Raw genomic sequence first — 15,704 nt, 5'->3', positions numbered from 1 at the left:
CCTTATCGTTGACGACAAAAGAGCAAGGTTACCATGCGCACAATAAATCGCCTTTTGCTTGCTGGTTTACTCGCCACTGCCGCACTCTCAGCTCACGCCGAAGAACCGGTGTCGGGCGAGCCGGATGTCACCATTCGCCAGGAAGGTGACCGTACCGTTTCCGAATATCGGGTAAACGGTTTTCTCTATGCGATCAAAATCACCCCGAAGAACGGCCCACCCTATTTCCTCGTGCGTTCTGACGGCAGCGATGGCAATTTCGTCCGTTCAGATGACCCGGACATGCTGATCCCGGCATGGAAAATTTTCGAATGGTAAGGCACGCCTGACATGTCGGTTTTTACCCCTGTGCAACGCCCCGAGCTTGAGACGTTCCTTGAACCTTATCGGCTGGGGCAGCTGCGCGACTTCCAGGGCATTGCCGCTGGCAGTGAGAACAGCAACTTCTTTATCAGCATGGAGCAGGGCGAGTTTGTCCTGACCCTGATCGAGCGCGGCCCAAGTGATGACTTGCCGTTCTTTATCGAACTTCTTGATGTGCTGCATAACGCAGGCCTGCCGGTGCCATATGCACTGCGCACTGAAAGTGGCGATGCCTTGCGGCGCCTCTGCGAAAAACCTGCGCTGCTGCAGCCGCGCTTGAGCGGCAAGCATGTGCGCGACGCCAATGCGCATCACTGTCAGGAAGTGGGTGCGCTGCTCGCACGCATTCACCTGGCAACCCGTGACGCGATTATAGAGCGCAAGAGTGACCGCGGTCTCGACTGGATGCTGCTCGAAGGGCCGGGGCTGGCGTTGAACCTGCCCGACAGCCAACAGCCGATGGTACAGGCGGCACTGGCTGAGATCGCCGAGCTGAAACCGAGCATTCTTGATCTGCCGCGCGCCAACTTGCACGCCGATCTGTTCCGCGACAATGTGCTGTTCGACGGCAATCACCTGACCGGCGTTATCGACTTCTACAACGCCTGCTCGGGGCCGATGCTGTATGACTTGGCGATCACCCTGAACGACTGGTGCTCCGATGCCGACGGCCAGCTCAATGCGCCGCGTGCCCGGGCATTGCTGGCGGCTTATGCAGCGCAGCGCTCATTCACCCCCCGCGAAGCCGAGTTGTGGCCAGCGATGCTGCGCGTGGCCTGCCTGCGTTTCTGGCTGTCACGCTTCATTGCCGCCGAGTCGCATGCCGGACAGGAAGTGCTGATTCACGACCCTGCAGAGTTCTTGCACCGTCTGGAGCAGCGCCAGCAAGTGCACTTGCCGCTGCCAATGGCGCTTTAAACCGCACGCCTGAAGCTGCTCGATCAGTGCTGCGCAAGCCGTGGCAGCACTGATCGGGCGCTGCACTCACAAGCCGCCAAGGCAACCGCTGAGATTCTTGCCCAGATTGGCGAGCAAGGTCGTATAGCCCTGCGCATTAGCTGCCAAACCGTTACCCATCGGGTCCAGTTCCATCACCTTGACCGGCAAACCTTCAGTCAGGGTGTCGGCAAGGCGAGGGCGCAGCGGCGGCTCGGTAAACACGCACGTCGGTCCCGCCTGCTCAAGTTGCTTGCGCATGGCGGCGACGTGTCGTGCGCCCGGCTGAACTTCGCTCAACGCGCTGAACACGCCGGCATGCTTAATCCCGTATGCAGCCTCGAAATAGTCGTAGCCTTCATGGAACACGAAGTAGGGCGCGTGCTTGATCGGCTCGATCTGGCCGCGCAGGGTCACATCCAACGCTTCGACCGAAGCCTTAAAGGCCTGCAGATTCGCGGCATATTTATCGCCATTGGCCGGGTCCAGCGCCGTCAGATCAGCCGCCATGCGCGCTGCAATCACCTCAGCGTTGGCCGGTAATAACCACAGATGAGCATCAAGGCTGCCGGGACGATGATCATGGTCGTGATGCTCGTGCTCGTGCTCGTGCTCATGCGCGTGGGCATGTTCGTCTTCGTGCGCATGCGCTGCCTCTTCACCTTCGCCAAAATAGCGCAACTGCATACCCGGCAAGTCTTTCACCGCAACGCTGGGTAATTTGCGATCGGCCAGTACGCGCGGCAAGAAGGTCTCAAGCTCAGGGCCGACCCAATAAAACAGATCGGCATTGCCGACCCGGCGAATATCCGAGGGCCGCAACGCGTACTGATGCGGCGTAGCGCCGGGCGGCAGCAAAACGTCAGGCGTGCCGACGCCGTCCTGCACCGCAGCAGCAATTAACTGGAGAGGTTTGATACTGGTCAGCAACTGCACATCAGCGCGTGCCAGCGCACTGCCCAGTAGAGTCGCCAGAGATAACGCGCCAGCGGCAAAAATACGCAGCACAGGAAACACCCAATTGGAGAGAAGATGTAATATCATAACGTCTCTTTTGCAAAACGTCGCCGCTCATGACTCAGACACCGCTCGCCTCAAGGCCTCACGACCACTCGCACTGCGTCAGCCACGCGCTGGCAGAAGCAGAAAGCATTTGTGCGCGTCAGGGTTTGCGCCTGACCACGCTGCGCAAGCGCGTGCTTGAACTGGTCTGGCAGAGCCACAAGCCGTTGGGCGCTTACGACATTCTCGCGGTGCTGAGCGAAGAAGACGGTCGCCGCGCCGCGCCGCCGACAGTTTACCGGGCGCTGGATTTTCTTCTTGAAAACGGCCTCGTGCACCGCATTGCCTCGCTCAACGCCTTTGTCGGCTGCAACCAGCCGGAGCTTGCGCATCAGGGCCAGTTCCTGATCTGCCGGACGTGCCACGCCGCCATCGAACTTGAGCAGGCCGCCATCAGCGACGCGATTATCCAGTGCGCCCAGACCGTCGGCTTCACCGTCGAAAGCCAGACCGTCGAAGTGGTTGGACTGTGTGCTGGCTGCCAGGAGTCGGCATGAGCGAGGCTCTGATTCGCCTGGACGGCATTACCGTCAACTTTGCCGACCAACCGGTGCTGCAAAATGTTCAGCTGAGCGTTAAGCGCGGCGAAATCGTCACGCTTATCGGCCCCAACGGCGCCGGTAAAACCACCTTGGTACGCGCGGTATTGGGCCTGCTCAAAGCCGACAGTGGCGAGGTGTGGCGCAAACCCAAATTGCGCGTGGGCTACATGCCGCAAAAGCTGCACGTAGACGCCACACTGCCGCTCAATGTGCTGCGGTTCCTGCGCTTGGTGCCAGGGGTCGATCGCGCCAGCGCACTGGCTGCACTCAGTGAAGTGGGCGCCGAACACGTTCTGGAGAGCCCGCTGCAGACGGTTTCGGGCGGCGAGTTGCAGCGCGTGCTGCTGGCCCGCGCCCTGCTGCGCAAACCCGAATTGCTGGTACTCGACGAGCCGGTACAAGGCGTTGATGTTGCCGGTCAGGCCGAACTTTACCGGCTGATTACCAAACTGCGCGACCGCCACAATTGCGGCGTGCTGATGGTGTCCCACGACCTGCATCTGGTCATGAGTACCACCGATCAGGTGGTCTGCCTCAATCGCCACGTCTGCTGCTCCGGCCACCCGGCGCAGGTCAGCGGTGATCCGGCGTTCGTCGAACTGTTTGGTCAGGATGCCCGCAGCCTGGCGATTTATCACCACCATCACGACCACGCGCATGATCTGCACGGCGCTGTAGTCACCAACTCACCTCATGTACACGGGCCGGATTGCAAGCATGGCTGATTTTCTTGTGAACGCCTTGCTCGCAGGTCTCGCGCTTGCAGTAGTTGCCGGCCCACTGGGCTCGTTCGTGGTGTGGCGGCGCATGGCCTATTTTGGCGACACGCTCTCACACGCCGCGTTGCTCGGCGTGGCGCTGGGCCTGATGCTGGACGTGAGCCCGACCTTCGCCGTTACCGTTGGCTGCCTGTTGCTGGCCGCCTTGCTGGTCACCCTGCAAAGCCGGCAGCCGCTGGCCTCCGACACGCTGCTGGGAATTCTCGCGCACAGCACCTTGTCGCTGGGTCTGGTGGTGCTGAGCTTCATGCGCGATGTGCGCATAGACTTGATGGCCTACCTGTTTGGCGATCTGCTCGCCGTCGGCCCCACCGACCTCGCCTGGATACTCGGCGGCAGCGCGATTGTGCTGATTCTGCTGGCAATCTTGTGGCGGCCATTGCTGGCCATCACCGTGCACGAGGAACTGGCCAAAGTTGAAGGCCTGCCCGTCGCGGCTATTCGCCTGAGCCTGATGCTGTTGATTGCCGTGGTGATTGCCGTGGCAATGAAAATTGTCGGCGTATTGCTGATCACCTCGCTGCTGATCATTCCGGCTGCCGCGGCCCAGCGCCACGCCAGAACACCCGAGCAAATGGCCTTTGGCGCCAGCCTGCTGGGGATTGTCGCGGTGTGCGGCGGGCTCAGCCTGTCGTGGTTCAAAGACACACCGGCCGGGCCATCCATTGTGGTGTGCGCCGCCGGGCTGTTCTTGCTCAGCTTCGCGTTGCCCCGGCGCAATGGCCGTTAAACCAACACGGCAAAAGGTCGCGCGCCGAGGCAATCTGCTGCAGGCAGCGTGATCTGAGGTCTATGCTGATCATCGCAGGCAGTAATCTGCGCCAGTCAGTCACATTTTTAATGCAATCCAGCTATAACCATAGGTCTACAAAGATTTTTGCGACCTAACCAGCGCCGGTTAAACTAAGCGGCTTTTGTGCCTATCCGGCAGCTCGACAAACCCAAAAGGTTTTAAGCGTGATCAATTTTCAACAGGTTCATAAGGCCTATCGCGTCAATGGCGAAGAGATTCCGGCGTTACAGCCAACGGATCTGCACATTGATCGCGGCCAGGTGTTCGGCATCATCGGCCATTCCGGCGCGGGGAAAAGTACCCTCATGCGCCTGATTAACCGCCTTGAAGAGCCGTCTGGCGGACGTATCGATATCGACGGTGAAGATGTCACCGCACTCGACGCCAACGGTTTGCGGCGCTTCCGCCAGCAAGTCGGCATGATCTTCCAGCACTTCAACCTGCTGTCGTCGAAAACCGTCGCCAATAACGTCGCCATGCCCCTGCAACTGGCCGGCGAAATGTCGAGCAGCCAGATTGCCCAGCGCGTCAGCGAACTGCTGGATCGCGTTGGCCTTACCGAGCACGCTGATAAGTATCCGGCGCAGCTCTCCGGCGGCCAGAAGCAGCGTGTCGGCATCGCCCGTGCGCTGGCTACCCGCCCGAAAATCCTGCTCTGCGACGAAGCGACCAGCGCCCTTGATCCACAGACCACAGCGTCGGTCTTGCAGTTGCTGGCCGAGATCAACCGCGAACTGAACCTGACTATCGTGCTGATTACCCACGAGATGGATGTTATCCGCCGTGTGTGTGACCGCGTGGCAGTGATGGACGCCGGCATTGTGGTCGAGCAGGGCGCGGTTGCCGATGTGTTCCTGCACCCGCAACACCCGACTACCAAGCGCTTTGTGCAGGAATCGGAGCAGATTGACGAAAACGAGCAGCGCGATGATTTTGCCCATGTTCAGGGCTGCATTCTGCGCCTGACATTCCAGGGCGAGGCCACGTATGCGCCGCTGCTGGGCACCGTTGCCCGCGAAACCGGCGTGGACTACAGCATTCTCGCGGGGCGCATTGATCGCATCAAAGACACCCCGTACGGCCAACTGACGCTGGCCCTCACCGGCGGTGATCTGGCGGCCGCACTGGAGCGTTTCAAAGCGGCAGATGTTCACCTGGAGGTACTGCGCTAATGACCAGTCTGTTCCCTAACGTCGACTGGCTGGAAATCTGGCAGGCCACCCTCGACACGCTGAGCATGCTCGGCGGCTCGCTGCTGTTTACCATCGTGCTCGGCTTGCCACTGGGCGTGCTGCTGTTCCTCACCAGCCCACGGCAGATGTTCGAACAGAAAGCCTTTTACGGCTTCCTATCGCTGCTGGTTAACGTGTTGCGCTCGGTGCCATTCGTGATCCTGCTGATCTTGATGATCCCGCTCACCGTAATGGTCACCGGCACCTCGCTGGGCGTTGCCGGCGCGATTCCACCGCTGGTAGTGGGCGCCACGCCATTCTTCGCACGCCTGGTTGAGACCGCGCTGCGCGAAGTTGATCGCGGCATCATCGAAGCCACGCAGGCGATGGGCGCAACCACGCGCCAGATCGTAATCAATGCCTTGCTGCCGGAAGCGCTGCCGGGGATTTTTGCCGCCATCACCGTTACCGCCATCACCCTGGTTTCGTACACCGCAATGTCCGGCCTGATTGGCGGCGGCGGTTTGGGCGACCTGGCTGTGCGCTACGGTTATCAGCGCTATCAGCCGGACGTAATGATCGTCACCGTGGTGCTACTGCTGATTCTGGTGCAGGTGCTGCAAACCGTCGGCGACAAGCTGGTGATCCACTTCTCGCGTAAATGAAATTCTAACAAGCGGCCAACAGCCGCAGTGGTGGCGCTGATCCAGGCTAAACAGCTGGGCAGCGCCACCCGCCAACCCATCCCACAAGGAGTTGAACATGAAAAAACTGCTGACCGCTTTTGCTGCCGCTGCAGCCTTCACCGCTGTTGCCGCACAAGCCGAAACCCTGACCGTTGCAGCCACTGCTGTGCCGCACGCCGAAATCCTCGAATTCGTTAAGCCGACGCTGGCCAAAGAAGGCGTCGACCTGCAAGTGAAGGTTTTCACCGACTACGTACAACCGAACATTCAGGTTGCCGAGAAGCGCATCGACGCCAACTTCTTCCAGCACCAGCCGTACCTCGACGAGTTCAACAAGAGCCGTGGCGCTGATCTGGTCAGCGTTGTTGGCGTTCACGTAGAACCGTTCGGCGCTTACTCCAGCACCATCAAAGACCTCGCTGACCTGCCGCAAGGCGCCAACGTGGTGATTCCGAACGATGCAACCAACGGTGGCCGCGCGCTGCTGCTGCTGCAAAAAGCCGGCGTGATCAAGCTCAAGGACAGCAGCAACATCACTGCGACCCCGAAAGACATCGTCGAGAATCCGAAGAAGATCAAAGTACGTGAACTGGAAGCCGCCACTCTGGCGCGCGTTCTGACTCAAGTCGATCTGGCCCTGATCAACACCAACTACGCACTCGAAGCCAAGCTGAACCCGACCAAGGATGCACTGGTAATCGAAGGCAGCGAGTCGCCATACGTCAACGTGCTGGTTGCCCGCCCGGACAACAAAGACAGCGCCGCCATGCAGAAGCTGGCCAAAGCGTTGACCAGCCCTGAAACCAAGGCATTCATCCTTGAGAAGTACCAGGGCGCAGTGGTTCCGGCGTTCTGATCATTCAGCGCTAATTGCTTTACCCGACAAGCCCGCTTCATGCGGGCTTTGTTTTGCCCGTTAAACAGCCAAGCAAGCACTCCACGGCAGGCTGACGCTGGGCGCGACGCATGACGGCGACCAGTTCACGCTGAAAACCCAAAGCGCCCAACTCGATAACCCGCAGTTGCGTTGGGCGTTGCAGCCAGAGCCCGGCATAGGGAATAAGCGAAACGCCAAGCCCGCATTCAACCATACGCACAATAGCTTCCAGCTCATCCAGCTCCAGCGCCTCCTGTACTTCAATTCGCTGCTCGCGCAAGAAATCGCTCACTAACCGGCCACCAAACGAGCGCCGGTCGTAACGCACAAAAGGCTCGCGGGCGAGTAACTGCAATGGATCATCGCCCGCGACATCCTGCGGGGCGATCAACACAAAGCGCTCATGCGCCAGGCTGATGACCTCAAGCTCCTTGGGCAGCGCGAAGGGCGGTTTGATCATCAGTGCCAGATCCAGCTCACCGGCGTCTATCTGGCTCAGCAACTGCAAAGAAACGCCGGGCACCAGTTGCAGCTCAACCTTGGGCGCCAACGCCTTAAAGCGCGGCAGCGCCTCGGGCAGCCAACTGGTTTGCACGGTCGCGATGGCGCCGATCTTCAGTTCACCTTGCCATTCGGCCAGCGAGCCGGGGAGGGCCATTTGCGCCGCCAGCGCGAGCATTTGCTCGGCCAAAGGCAGCGCATGCCGACCAGCAGCATTGAGCTGCGCGGTACGCCCGCTGCGATCAAACAAGCGCACACCGAGGGTTTGCTCCAGCGTGCGCATTTGCGCACTGACAGCCGACTGAGTAAGCCCGACATGGCGCCCGGCGGCCGCAAATGTGCCGTGACGGACGACCATCACAAAGGTTTTCAGCTCGCGCAGCATGGCAGTCTCATTGATCAATTTTATTTGTGCTTGGTAGCAAGAATATTCGCTTTTAATCAATTTTATAGCTAATAGAATCAGTTAACCGCTGATCATCCGAGGATTCAAACAATGGCACTCGCGCCTTTCCATTTGGCTATTCCCGTCCACGACCTCGCCGCCGCACGGCACTTTTACGGCCAGGTATTTGGTTGCGACGAAGGCCGCAGCAGTGATCATTGGGTCGACTTTGATTTCTTCGGCCACCAATTGGTAATTCACCAGGCGCCACAAATGCCTCATCAAGCCGAAGCCCACAGCAACGCCGTAGACGGCCACGATGTGCCGGTGCCGCACTTCGGCGTGGTGCTGGCGTGGGAAGATTGGGAAGCGTTGGCTGAGCGCCTGCAGTCATTGAAAACCCGCTTCGTGATCGAGCCGTATGTACGGTTCAAAGGGCAAGTGGGCGAGCAGGCCACAATGTTCTTGTTTGACCCATGCGGAAACGCCCTCGAATTCAAGGCGTTCAAAGACATCTCGCAGATGTTTGCCAAATAAGGAAGGTTTAGGTTTAACCGGACGATGCGGAGGATGGATAGCCACCAAAGGTGGCAATCCGTCATACGATTTATGCCCCGCAACACAACCCACGCCGGGCCATCAAACGTCCGACCATAAATCGCAACGCGGCAGCCGATGTACGACATGAATTTTGTGGCGACACGGTCGCAAGCCGTACACATAATGGAGGATGGATAGCCACCGAAGGTGGCAATCCGTCGAGCGATTCACGCCCCGCAACATAACCCACGCCGGGCCATCAATCATCCGACCACAAATCGCAACGCGGCGGCCGATGTACGATATGAATTTTGTGGCGACACGATCGCAAGCCATACACATGACGGAGGATGGATAGCCACCGAAGGTGGCTATCCATCGAGCGATTCACGCCCCGCAACATAACCCACGCTGGGCCATCAACCATCCGACCACAGACCGCAACGCGGCGGCCGATGGCCGCCATGACGGATTAACCTACGGTTTATCCATCCTCCATGTACGACACAAGTTTTGGGGCGATTCGGCCGTAAGCCGGGCTAACGGGCTTAGCTGTCGCTTAAGCGAAAGCCGACTTTTAGGGTCACCTGAAAATGCGCAACCTTGCCGCCTTCAATGTGCCCGCGGGTGTTCACCACCTCAAACCAATCGAGATGGCGAATTGATTTCGCGCACTCGGCAATCGCATTGTTAATAGCGTCATCGGTGCCAACTTTCGATGTTCCAACCACTTCCACGACTTTATAAGTGTGATGATCTGACATGAGTTTCTCCCTGACTGTTGTTTAAAAACGCAACACGTTGCTGTCTTCACAATAGTCGACAGGGTCAGCCGGCCTAAAGTTCTATCAGGACGGCTGCAACTCATTGCGCAGCCACTGCGCCAACAACTGCGCACGCTTGTCGAGCAATCGCGAAGGCACCCACAGCGCCAGCCGCGCCGGGGTTTCGACAAAACCCCAAGGCGCCACCAAACGCCCCGCGGCCAAATCATCAGCCACAAGTTGTTGCGGTGCGATAGCCACACCCAACCCGGCCGCCGCCGCTTCCAGCAAGTAATACAGATGCTCAAAGCCTTGGCCCAATTGCAGATCGGCAGGATTCAGCGCATTGCTATGCGCCCAACTTGGCCATGCCTGCGGACGCGAGATGGTATGCAACAACGGCTCACCCAGCAGGCTTGCCGCTGGCGCGCCATGCAATTGTGGGTAGCGCGAATAACGCGGGCTCATCACCGGACCGATGCATTCGGTTGCCAGTTCAAACACCTGCATGTCGGCTGGCCACGGCGGCTCGGCGAACCACAAAGTGGCATCGACGCCACTGCGCCGTGGATCAAGCTCGCCTTCGCTGGCAGATAATTGCAGGCGCAGCTCCGGCAACTCGCGATTCAGCCGGTCGAGGCGCGGGATAAACCAGCGGGCCAGCAAACTACCGGGACAAGCCAACACGAAAGGGGCGTTGGCCTGACCTTGCTGCAGCTCCGCGCAGACACTGCGCAAACGAGCGAAAACCTCACTGCTGGTATCGCGCAAACGCACGCCTGCATCTGTGAGTTTAAGGCCGCGCCCATCCTTGACGAACAAGGCCAGCCCCAAATGCTCTTCAAGTGCACGAACCTGCCGGCTCACTGCACCGTGAGTGACATGCAGCTCGTCAGCGGCCAAGCTCAGGTTGCTCAGCCGGGCGGCAGCTTCAAACGCGCGGAGGGCATTAAGAGGGGGAAGCTCGCGACTCATATGTGAGTTTTCCTAACAGGTCGAGTCAATCTTATCGCTTTTGTCCGATCCGCCACAGCATTATCCTGTGCTCATTGTCCCAAATCGCCCCGGTGCGCCTTGGCAGACCCACAGTTCCAGCTTCAGGAGAACACCATGACTTCATTTCGCAGCGGCCCAGACGCCACAGGCCTGTTCGGCTCGTTTGGCGGCCAGTATGTCGCCGAAACCCTGATGCCATTGATCCACGATCTGGCAGACGAATACGAGAAGGCCAAGCAGGACCCCGAGTTCGCCAAAGAACTGGCCTACTTCCAGCGCGATTATGTGGGTCGCCCGAGCCCACTGTACTTCGCCGAGCGCCTGACCGAACACTGCGGCGGGGCGAAGATTTACCTCAAGCGCGAAGAACTCAACCACACCGGCGCGCACAAGATTAACAACTGCATCGGCCAGATTTTGCTGGCCCGGCGCATGGGTAAAAAACGCATCATCGCCGAGACTGGCGCGGGCATGCACGGCGTTGCAACCGCCACCGTTGCCGCACGTTTTGGCCTGGATTGTGTGATTTACATGGGCACCACTGACATCGACCGTCAGCAGGCCAACGTATTCCGTATGAAGCTGCTGGGCGCTACCGTGATTCCGGTAACCGCCGGCACCGGCACCTTGAAAGATGCCATGAACGAAGCGCTGCGCGACTGGGTGACCAACGTCGACAGCACCTTCTACCTGATTGGCACAGTGGCTGGCCCACACCCGTATCCGGCAATGGTGCGTGATTTCCAGGCCGTTATCGGCAAGGAAACCCGTGACCAGTTGCAGGATCAGGAAGGCCGTCTGCCCGACAGCCTGGTTGCTTGCATCGGTGGCGGCTCCAACGCCATGGGCTTGTTCCACCCGTTCCTCGACGACAACTCTGTCGAGATTATCGGCGTCGAAGCAGCCGGTTACGGCATTGAAACTGGCAAGCACGCGGCCAGCCTGAACGGCGGTGTTCCCGGCGTTTTGCACGGCAATCGCACCTTTTTGCTCCAGGATGACGATGGTCAGATCATCGACGCCCACTCGATTTCCGCCGGCCTCGATTACCCCGGCATCGGCCCTGAACACGCCTGGTTGCATGATATCGGCCGCGTTCAGTACACCTCGGTAACAGACGACGAAGCGTTGGAAGCCTTCCACAGCTGCTGCCGCCTCGAAGGCATTATCCCGGCACTGGAAAGCGCCCACGCACTGGCTGAAGTATTCAAGCGTGCGCCAAGCCTGCCCAAGGATCACCTGATGGTGGTCAACCTGTCCGGCCGTGGCGACAAAGACATGCAAACCGTCATGCACCACATGGCAGAGACCGTAAACCAGCAGGAGAAAACTGCATGAGCCGCCTGCAAACCCGCTTTGCCGAGTTGAAACAACAGAACCGCGCTGCACTGGTGACCTTCGTGACCGCTGGCGACCCCGGCTATGACGCCTCGCTGGCGATCCTCAAGGGCCTGCCGAAAGCCGGTGCCGATGTGATCGAACTGGGCATGCCGTTCACCGACCCAATGGCTGATGGCCCGGCGATTCAGCTGGCCAACATCCGCGCGCTGGCCGCCAAACAGGATCTGCGCAAAACCCTGCAAATGGTCCGCGAGTTCCGCAAAGATGACCAAAGCACGCCGCTGGTGCTGATGGGTTACTTCAACCCGATTCATAAATTCGGTGTGGATAACTTTATCGCCGAAGCCAAGGAAGCCGGTGTTGATGGCCTGATCGTGGTCGATCTGCCGCCAGAGCATAACGTCGACCTGTGTGATCCGGCGCAAGCGGCGGGCATCGACTTCATCCGCCTGACCACTCCGACCACCGACGACAAGCGTCTGCCGAAAGTGCTTAACGGCAGCTCCGGCTTCGTTTACTACGTCTCCGTTGCCGGTGTTACCGGTGCAGGCTCGGCCACGCTGGAACACGTAGAAGCCGCCGTTGCGCGCTTGCGTCGCCACACTGATCTGCCGATCAGCATCGGTTTCGGCATCCGCACGCCAGAGCACGCCGCAACGATTGCACGACTGGCTGACGGTGTTGTGGTGGGTTCGGCACTGATCGACCAGATCGAGAAAGCTGACAACAGCGAAGACGCTGTTAACGGTGTACTGCAACTGTGCAGTGAACTCGCTGAAGGCGTTCGCAGCGCCCGCCGCTAAGCAACAACTGCGCTAAGCAAAAGCCGCTGCCCGATCAGGCAGCGGCTTTTTCATATCTACTCCAACCTAAAAGCTAGAGCGCCCGGCTGCTGACCAGCCGCAGCACATCGAAGTAACTCGGTGGCGTCGGCACATGGCCGCGCTCAAGCAGCATCTGATGCATCTGCGGCAGACGGAAGTAGGGCACCGACGCCATCAGATGATGCTCGATGTGATAATTCACCCGAATCGGCGCCACAAACGCGCGCGCCACAAAGCCTGCGCGAGTCGTACGAGTGTTGCGCAAGGTGTTGCGGCTGCTGCCCAGACACGCGTGCTCGGCCATCGAGCGGATGCGGATAAACAGCGGGAACGGGGTGATATACGCCACCACCCAAACGCCATATAGCCAGGCATTGCCTGTGGCTGCCAACGCGGCAAACAAAATGCCATTGGTTATCAACATGCCTACCGCATTGCGCAAAAAGGCTTGTGGATAACTCCACCATTTGCGCCCGTCCTGCGGCAGCGGCTGAACATCGTTGGCCACCGTCCACTTGATAACTTCGGCGTCCATCAGCACCCGTCCGAGCACAAACTTGAAGCCGGTGATGCCAAAGGTGTCGCGGGCGAGCTTGCGCAGCAGCGAGCGCCGGGTGGTGGGAAAACCGGCGACCAGACTCAGGTCGGGATCATCTTCGGTCGAGGTTTTGGCGTGGTGCACCAGATGGTACGGACGATACTTGTGCAACTCATTCCACACTGGCCGCGCGCATAACCAATCGCTGAGAACATCATTGCCCCACTTGCTCTTGAACAAGGTGCCATGCGCGGCGTCGTGCTGAAGAATCGCCAGGCACAACTGACGGCCAGCGATCACCGCCAGGCCGACGACCAACGCTGCAATGAACGCCCACAACGGCAGATGACTTTGGGCATAAGCCAGCAGCGCAAACGTCAGCCCGATCACAGCCCAGGTCGAGCCTACCGCCCACGCACCATAGGCATCCGAGCGAGCAGTGAGTTGCTTGATTTCGTCGCGGCTGAATATCTCGGTTATTTTTATTTTTTCGTTCATCAGGTTTTTCCGGGAGTGTTAATCCATCAATGCAATGGGTGTTGAGTGCTGCAAGCAGGCTCGACAGGGACAGGCGACAAGCCATTGGCAAACAGCTCCAACCAGATGCGCCGACCCTCGGCGACAAAGTTCTGGGCACATTCGACAAACGCGTGGCGCACCTGCGCGTCGACAAAAGGCTCGGGCAGCAGCGGGTCGAAGAGCACCTGACGAATTGCCGCGCTGCCCAACACAAAGACCTCGCGCGCACGAACCTCTGGCTCAAGATCAACGGCACTGGCAAGCCACTCATTGAGCTGGTGGGTCAGTTGCTGGTAACGCTGAGTCAGGGCTGCGCCGTCCCAAAGTATGCGAATGCGCGCCAGTTCTTCGTCAGTGAAACCATTGCCGGTGAACACCAGCGCCTGGGGCTCCAGCCCCAGCGCCAGAAGCCGCTGACGGACCGCAGCAATGTCGTCTTCGATGTTATTGGGACGGATATACAGGCCTTTCTGCAGTTCGCAAAAGCCGAGCATCTGCAAGGCACGCTCACGCTGGCGCAACGCGGTGCGGTCGGTGCGGCCCAAGGCTGCGGCGTATACCAGCAAGTAATCACCCGCCCATGGCCGCATACGCTGTTCAGCCTGCTGCCAGGCCGCCAGCTCTGCCGACAACTGCAAAGCATTTGGCCCCAACTTGTAGCTGCCGCGCCCGGCGCCTTTGATCAGCGACTCAGCGGAAAGACGCGCCAGAGCAACCCGCACGCTGTTTTCGCTGATCCCAAACAGGGCACACGCCGCCACCGCCTCACGCGCCAGCAAAGGCTTGTCGCCAGCGGCAACCAGTAGATCGAGAATCATGCTTTTGGCGGTGTTTTTCATCGCGGCTGAGTGCGCCTTATTCTTACTTTTAATTACATTATTTATCCTTATATTTAAGATTATGTAATATTTCAAGACGCGCCTGAGCGAGACGCCGCCAATTGCAAAACCCGCAGACACAAAAAAGCCGCTGCCTGATTGCTCTGGCAGCGGCTCTTCGGTTCGCGTTAGCGCGTTACTCGACTTGCGCCTGCAACTGACGCTGCGCCTGCTTCTGTTGGCGATAGCTGATTGCAGCCGCTGGCACTGGGGTAATCGCGCCCGTTTCCATCCACTTCTTCAGACGGTTGGCGTCGGCCATGTGGGTGTATTTGCCAAAGGCATCAAGCACCACGAACGCCACCGGACGATTTTTCATCACGGTACGCATAACCAGACAATGCCCGGCTTCATTGGTGAAGCCGGTTTTGGTCAGTTGCACGCTCCAGTTGTCCTTGCGCACCAGGCCGTTGGTGTTACGAAAACCCAGGGTGTAATTAGGTTTGCGAAATGCCACGGTCTTGTCGTCGCTGGTGCTCAATTCGCTGAGCATCGGGTACTTCTCAGTGGCCTTGAGCAGCTTGACCAGATCCGTCGCCGTCGAGACGTTATGCGGCGACAAACCCGTAGGCTCAACATAGTGTGTATGGCTCATGCCGAGCGCACGCGCCTTGGCATTCATGGCCGCGATAAAGGCCACCTGACCGCCCGGATAATGGTGCGCCAGACTGGCCGCCGCACGGTTTTCAGACGACATCAGCGCCAGCAGCAGCATGGTCCGGCGGCTGACTTCACTGCCCACCCGAACCCGCGAATAAACCCCACGCATTTCCTTGGTATCGGCGATGTTGATGTCGAGCATCTCATCCATCGGCAGCTTGGCATCCAAGGTGACCAGAGCAGTCATCAACTTGGTGACCGAGGCAATCGGCAACACCATATTGGGGTTGCTCGAATACAGCACTTCATTGGTTTTCAGGTCGACCAGCAGGGCGCTGCCTGCCGCCAATTCCTGTCGCGCCGGCGCCTTGCTGGTGGCGTTGGCGTGCGTTGCAACTACAACACTGCTGCAAACCAGCAGCAAGCTGACTAACGTCTGACGAATTTTCACGTGGAGATTCACTAGGTTAAGTGGGGTGGGTCTGAACCATCGATCCAGAGCGCGCAGTATACGGAATAAGCCCAGCAGCTTTGGAGCCCCCTGCCACAACTGTGTTCCTACCTTTCGTCTGGTGTTACGACTACTCTTAGAATACCTGCGCAACCAA

The 15,704-nt window shown here is 59.0% G+C and carries 18 protein-coding genes; 11 read left to right on the top strand and 7 right to left on the bottom strand.

Annotation, left to right across the window (positions count from 1 at the left end; all coding sequences use genetic code 11):
- The first annotated feature begins 33 nt into the window (after positions 1-33).
- Positions 34-318, top strand: coding sequence for a DUF2782 domain-containing protein (locus BM395_RS13430; RefSeq protein WP_069900908.1), 285 nt, complete (start codon positions 34-36; stop codon positions 316-318).
- 12 nt (positions 319-330) lie between these two features.
- Entirely contained in the window at positions 331-1,281 is a 951-nt protein-coding gene (locus BM395_RS13425; protein ID WP_069900910.1) for a homoserine kinase, read from the top strand.
- 66 nt (positions 1,282-1,347) lie between these two features.
- On the opposite strand, the gene znuA is transcribed toward BM395_RS13425, so the two are convergent.
- Entirely contained in the window at positions 1,348-2,343 is a 996-nt protein-coding gene (gene znuA, locus BM395_RS13420) for a zinc ABC transporter substrate-binding protein ZnuA (RefSeq protein WP_090512592.1), read from the bottom strand.
- Between the two features lie 29 nt (positions 2,344-2,372).
- Between znuA and zur the strand changes: the two genes are divergently transcribed.
- The 6 genes from zur (at position 2,373) to BM395_RS13390 (ending at position 7,189) form a co-directional block, all read left to right on the top strand.
- Positions 2,373-2,858: a zinc uptake transcriptional repressor Zur gene (zur, locus tag BM395_RS13415; RefSeq protein ID WP_069900912.1), complete on the top strand. Its 486-nt coding sequence runs from the start codon at positions 2,373-2,375 to the stop codon at positions 2,856-2,858.
- The gene (znuC, locus tag BM395_RS13410; RefSeq protein ID WP_090512590.1) at positions 2,855-3,628 is read left to right on the top strand and encodes a zinc ABC transporter ATP-binding protein ZnuC; all 774 of its coding nucleotides are present in this window, start codon (positions 2,855-2,857) and stop codon (positions 3,626-3,628) included. Before zur ends, znuC begins: the two co-directional genes overlap by 4 nt.
- Positions 3,621-4,412 (top strand): zinc ABC transporter permease subunit ZnuB, encoded by a 792-nt coding sequence (gene znuB / locus BM395_RS13405; protein WP_069900916.1) that lies wholly within the window; start codon positions 3,621-3,623, stop codon positions 4,410-4,412. The genes znuC and znuB overlap by 8 nt, the downstream gene beginning before the upstream one ends.
- Positions 4,413-4,639: 227 nt before the next feature.
- Positions 4,640-5,647 (top strand): methionine ABC transporter ATP-binding protein, encoded by a 1,008-nt coding sequence (locus BM395_RS13400; RefSeq protein WP_069900918.1) that lies wholly within the window; start codon positions 4,640-4,642, stop codon positions 5,645-5,647.
- Complete coding sequence (locus BM395_RS13395) at positions 5,647-6,312, top strand: methionine ABC transporter permease (protein WP_069900920.1); 666 nt, start codon at positions 5,647-5,649, stop codon at positions 6,310-6,312. Before BM395_RS13400 ends, BM395_RS13395 begins: the two co-directional genes overlap by 1 nt.
- A gap of 97 nt (positions 6,313-6,409) precedes the next feature.
- Entirely contained in the window at positions 6,410-7,189 is a 780-nt protein-coding gene (locus BM395_RS13390) for a MetQ/NlpA family ABC transporter substrate-binding protein (RefSeq protein WP_090512587.1), read from the top strand.
- A gap of 37 nt (positions 7,190-7,226) precedes the next feature.
- On the opposite strand, the gene BM395_RS13385 is transcribed toward BM395_RS13390, so the two are convergent.
- A complete protein-coding gene (locus BM395_RS13385; RefSeq protein WP_090512583.1) occupies positions 7,227-8,096 on the bottom strand; it encodes a LysR family transcriptional regulator in 870 nt (289 codons plus the stop codon).
- A 111-nt stretch (positions 8,097-8,207) separates the two neighbouring features.
- On the opposite strand from BM395_RS13385, the gene BM395_RS13380 reads away from it, so the two are divergent.
- Positions 8,208-8,633 (top strand): VOC family protein, encoded by a 426-nt coding sequence (locus tag BM395_RS13380; RefSeq protein WP_090512581.1) that lies wholly within the window; start codon positions 8,208-8,210, stop codon positions 8,631-8,633.
- A 551-nt stretch (positions 8,634-9,184) separates the two neighbouring features.
- Here BM395_RS13380 and BM395_RS13375 read toward each other — a convergent pair.
- A complete protein-coding gene (locus BM395_RS13375) occupies positions 9,185-9,400 on the bottom strand; it encodes a dodecin (protein WP_090512578.1) in 216 nt (71 codons plus the stop codon).
- An 84-nt stretch (positions 9,401-9,484) separates the two neighbouring features.
- A complete protein-coding gene (locus BM395_RS13370; RefSeq protein ID WP_090512575.1) occupies positions 9,485-10,375 on the bottom strand; it encodes a LysR family transcriptional regulator in 891 nt (296 codons plus the stop codon).
- Between the two features lie 135 nt (positions 10,376-10,510).
- Here BM395_RS13370 and trpB point away from each other — a divergent pair, with 135 nt between their 5' ends.
- Both trpB and trpA read left to right on the top strand, forming a co-directional pair.
- Positions 10,511-11,734, top strand: coding sequence for a tryptophan synthase subunit beta (gene trpB, locus BM395_RS13365; RefSeq protein WP_090512573.1), 1,224 nt, complete (start codon positions 10,511-10,513; stop codon positions 11,732-11,734).
- Positions 11,731-12,540: a tryptophan synthase subunit alpha gene (gene trpA, locus BM395_RS13360; protein WP_069900085.1), complete on the top strand. Its 810-nt coding sequence runs from the start codon at positions 11,731-11,733 to the stop codon at positions 12,538-12,540. The genes trpB and trpA overlap by 4 nt, the downstream gene beginning before the upstream one ends.
- A 73-nt stretch (positions 12,541-12,613) precedes the next feature.
- Here the strand turns inward: trpA and BM395_RS13355 are convergent, their stop codons facing one another.
- The 3 genes from BM395_RS13355 to pbpG form a co-directional block, all read right to left on the bottom strand.
- Positions 12,614-13,597 carry a fatty acid desaturase family protein gene (locus BM395_RS13355; protein ID WP_090512570.1) on the bottom strand — a complete coding sequence of 328 codons (984 nt, stop codon included), beginning with the start codon at positions 13,595-13,597 and terminating at the stop codon, positions 12,614-12,616.
- 26 nt (positions 13,598-13,623) lie between these two features.
- A complete protein-coding gene (locus BM395_RS13350; protein ID WP_090512568.1) occupies positions 13,624-14,457 on the bottom strand; it encodes a PaaX family transcriptional regulator C-terminal domain-containing protein in 834 nt (277 codons plus the stop codon).
- Positions 14,458-14,632: 175 nt separating this feature from the next.
- Entirely contained in the window at positions 14,633-15,547 is a 915-nt protein-coding gene (pbpG, locus tag BM395_RS13345; RefSeq protein ID WP_069900082.1) for a D-alanyl-D-alanine endopeptidase, read from the bottom strand.
- Positions 15,548-15,704: the final 157 nt, after the last annotated feature.

This window comes from Pseudomonas marincola (assembly GCF_900116605.1).
Lineage (GTDB): Bacteria > Pseudomonadota > Gammaproteobacteria > Pseudomonadales > Pseudomonadaceae > Aquipseudomonas > Aquipseudomonas marincola.
The sequence above is the reverse complement of the archived record's forward strand: the minus strand, read 5'-3'. Positions and strand labels throughout refer to the sequence as shown.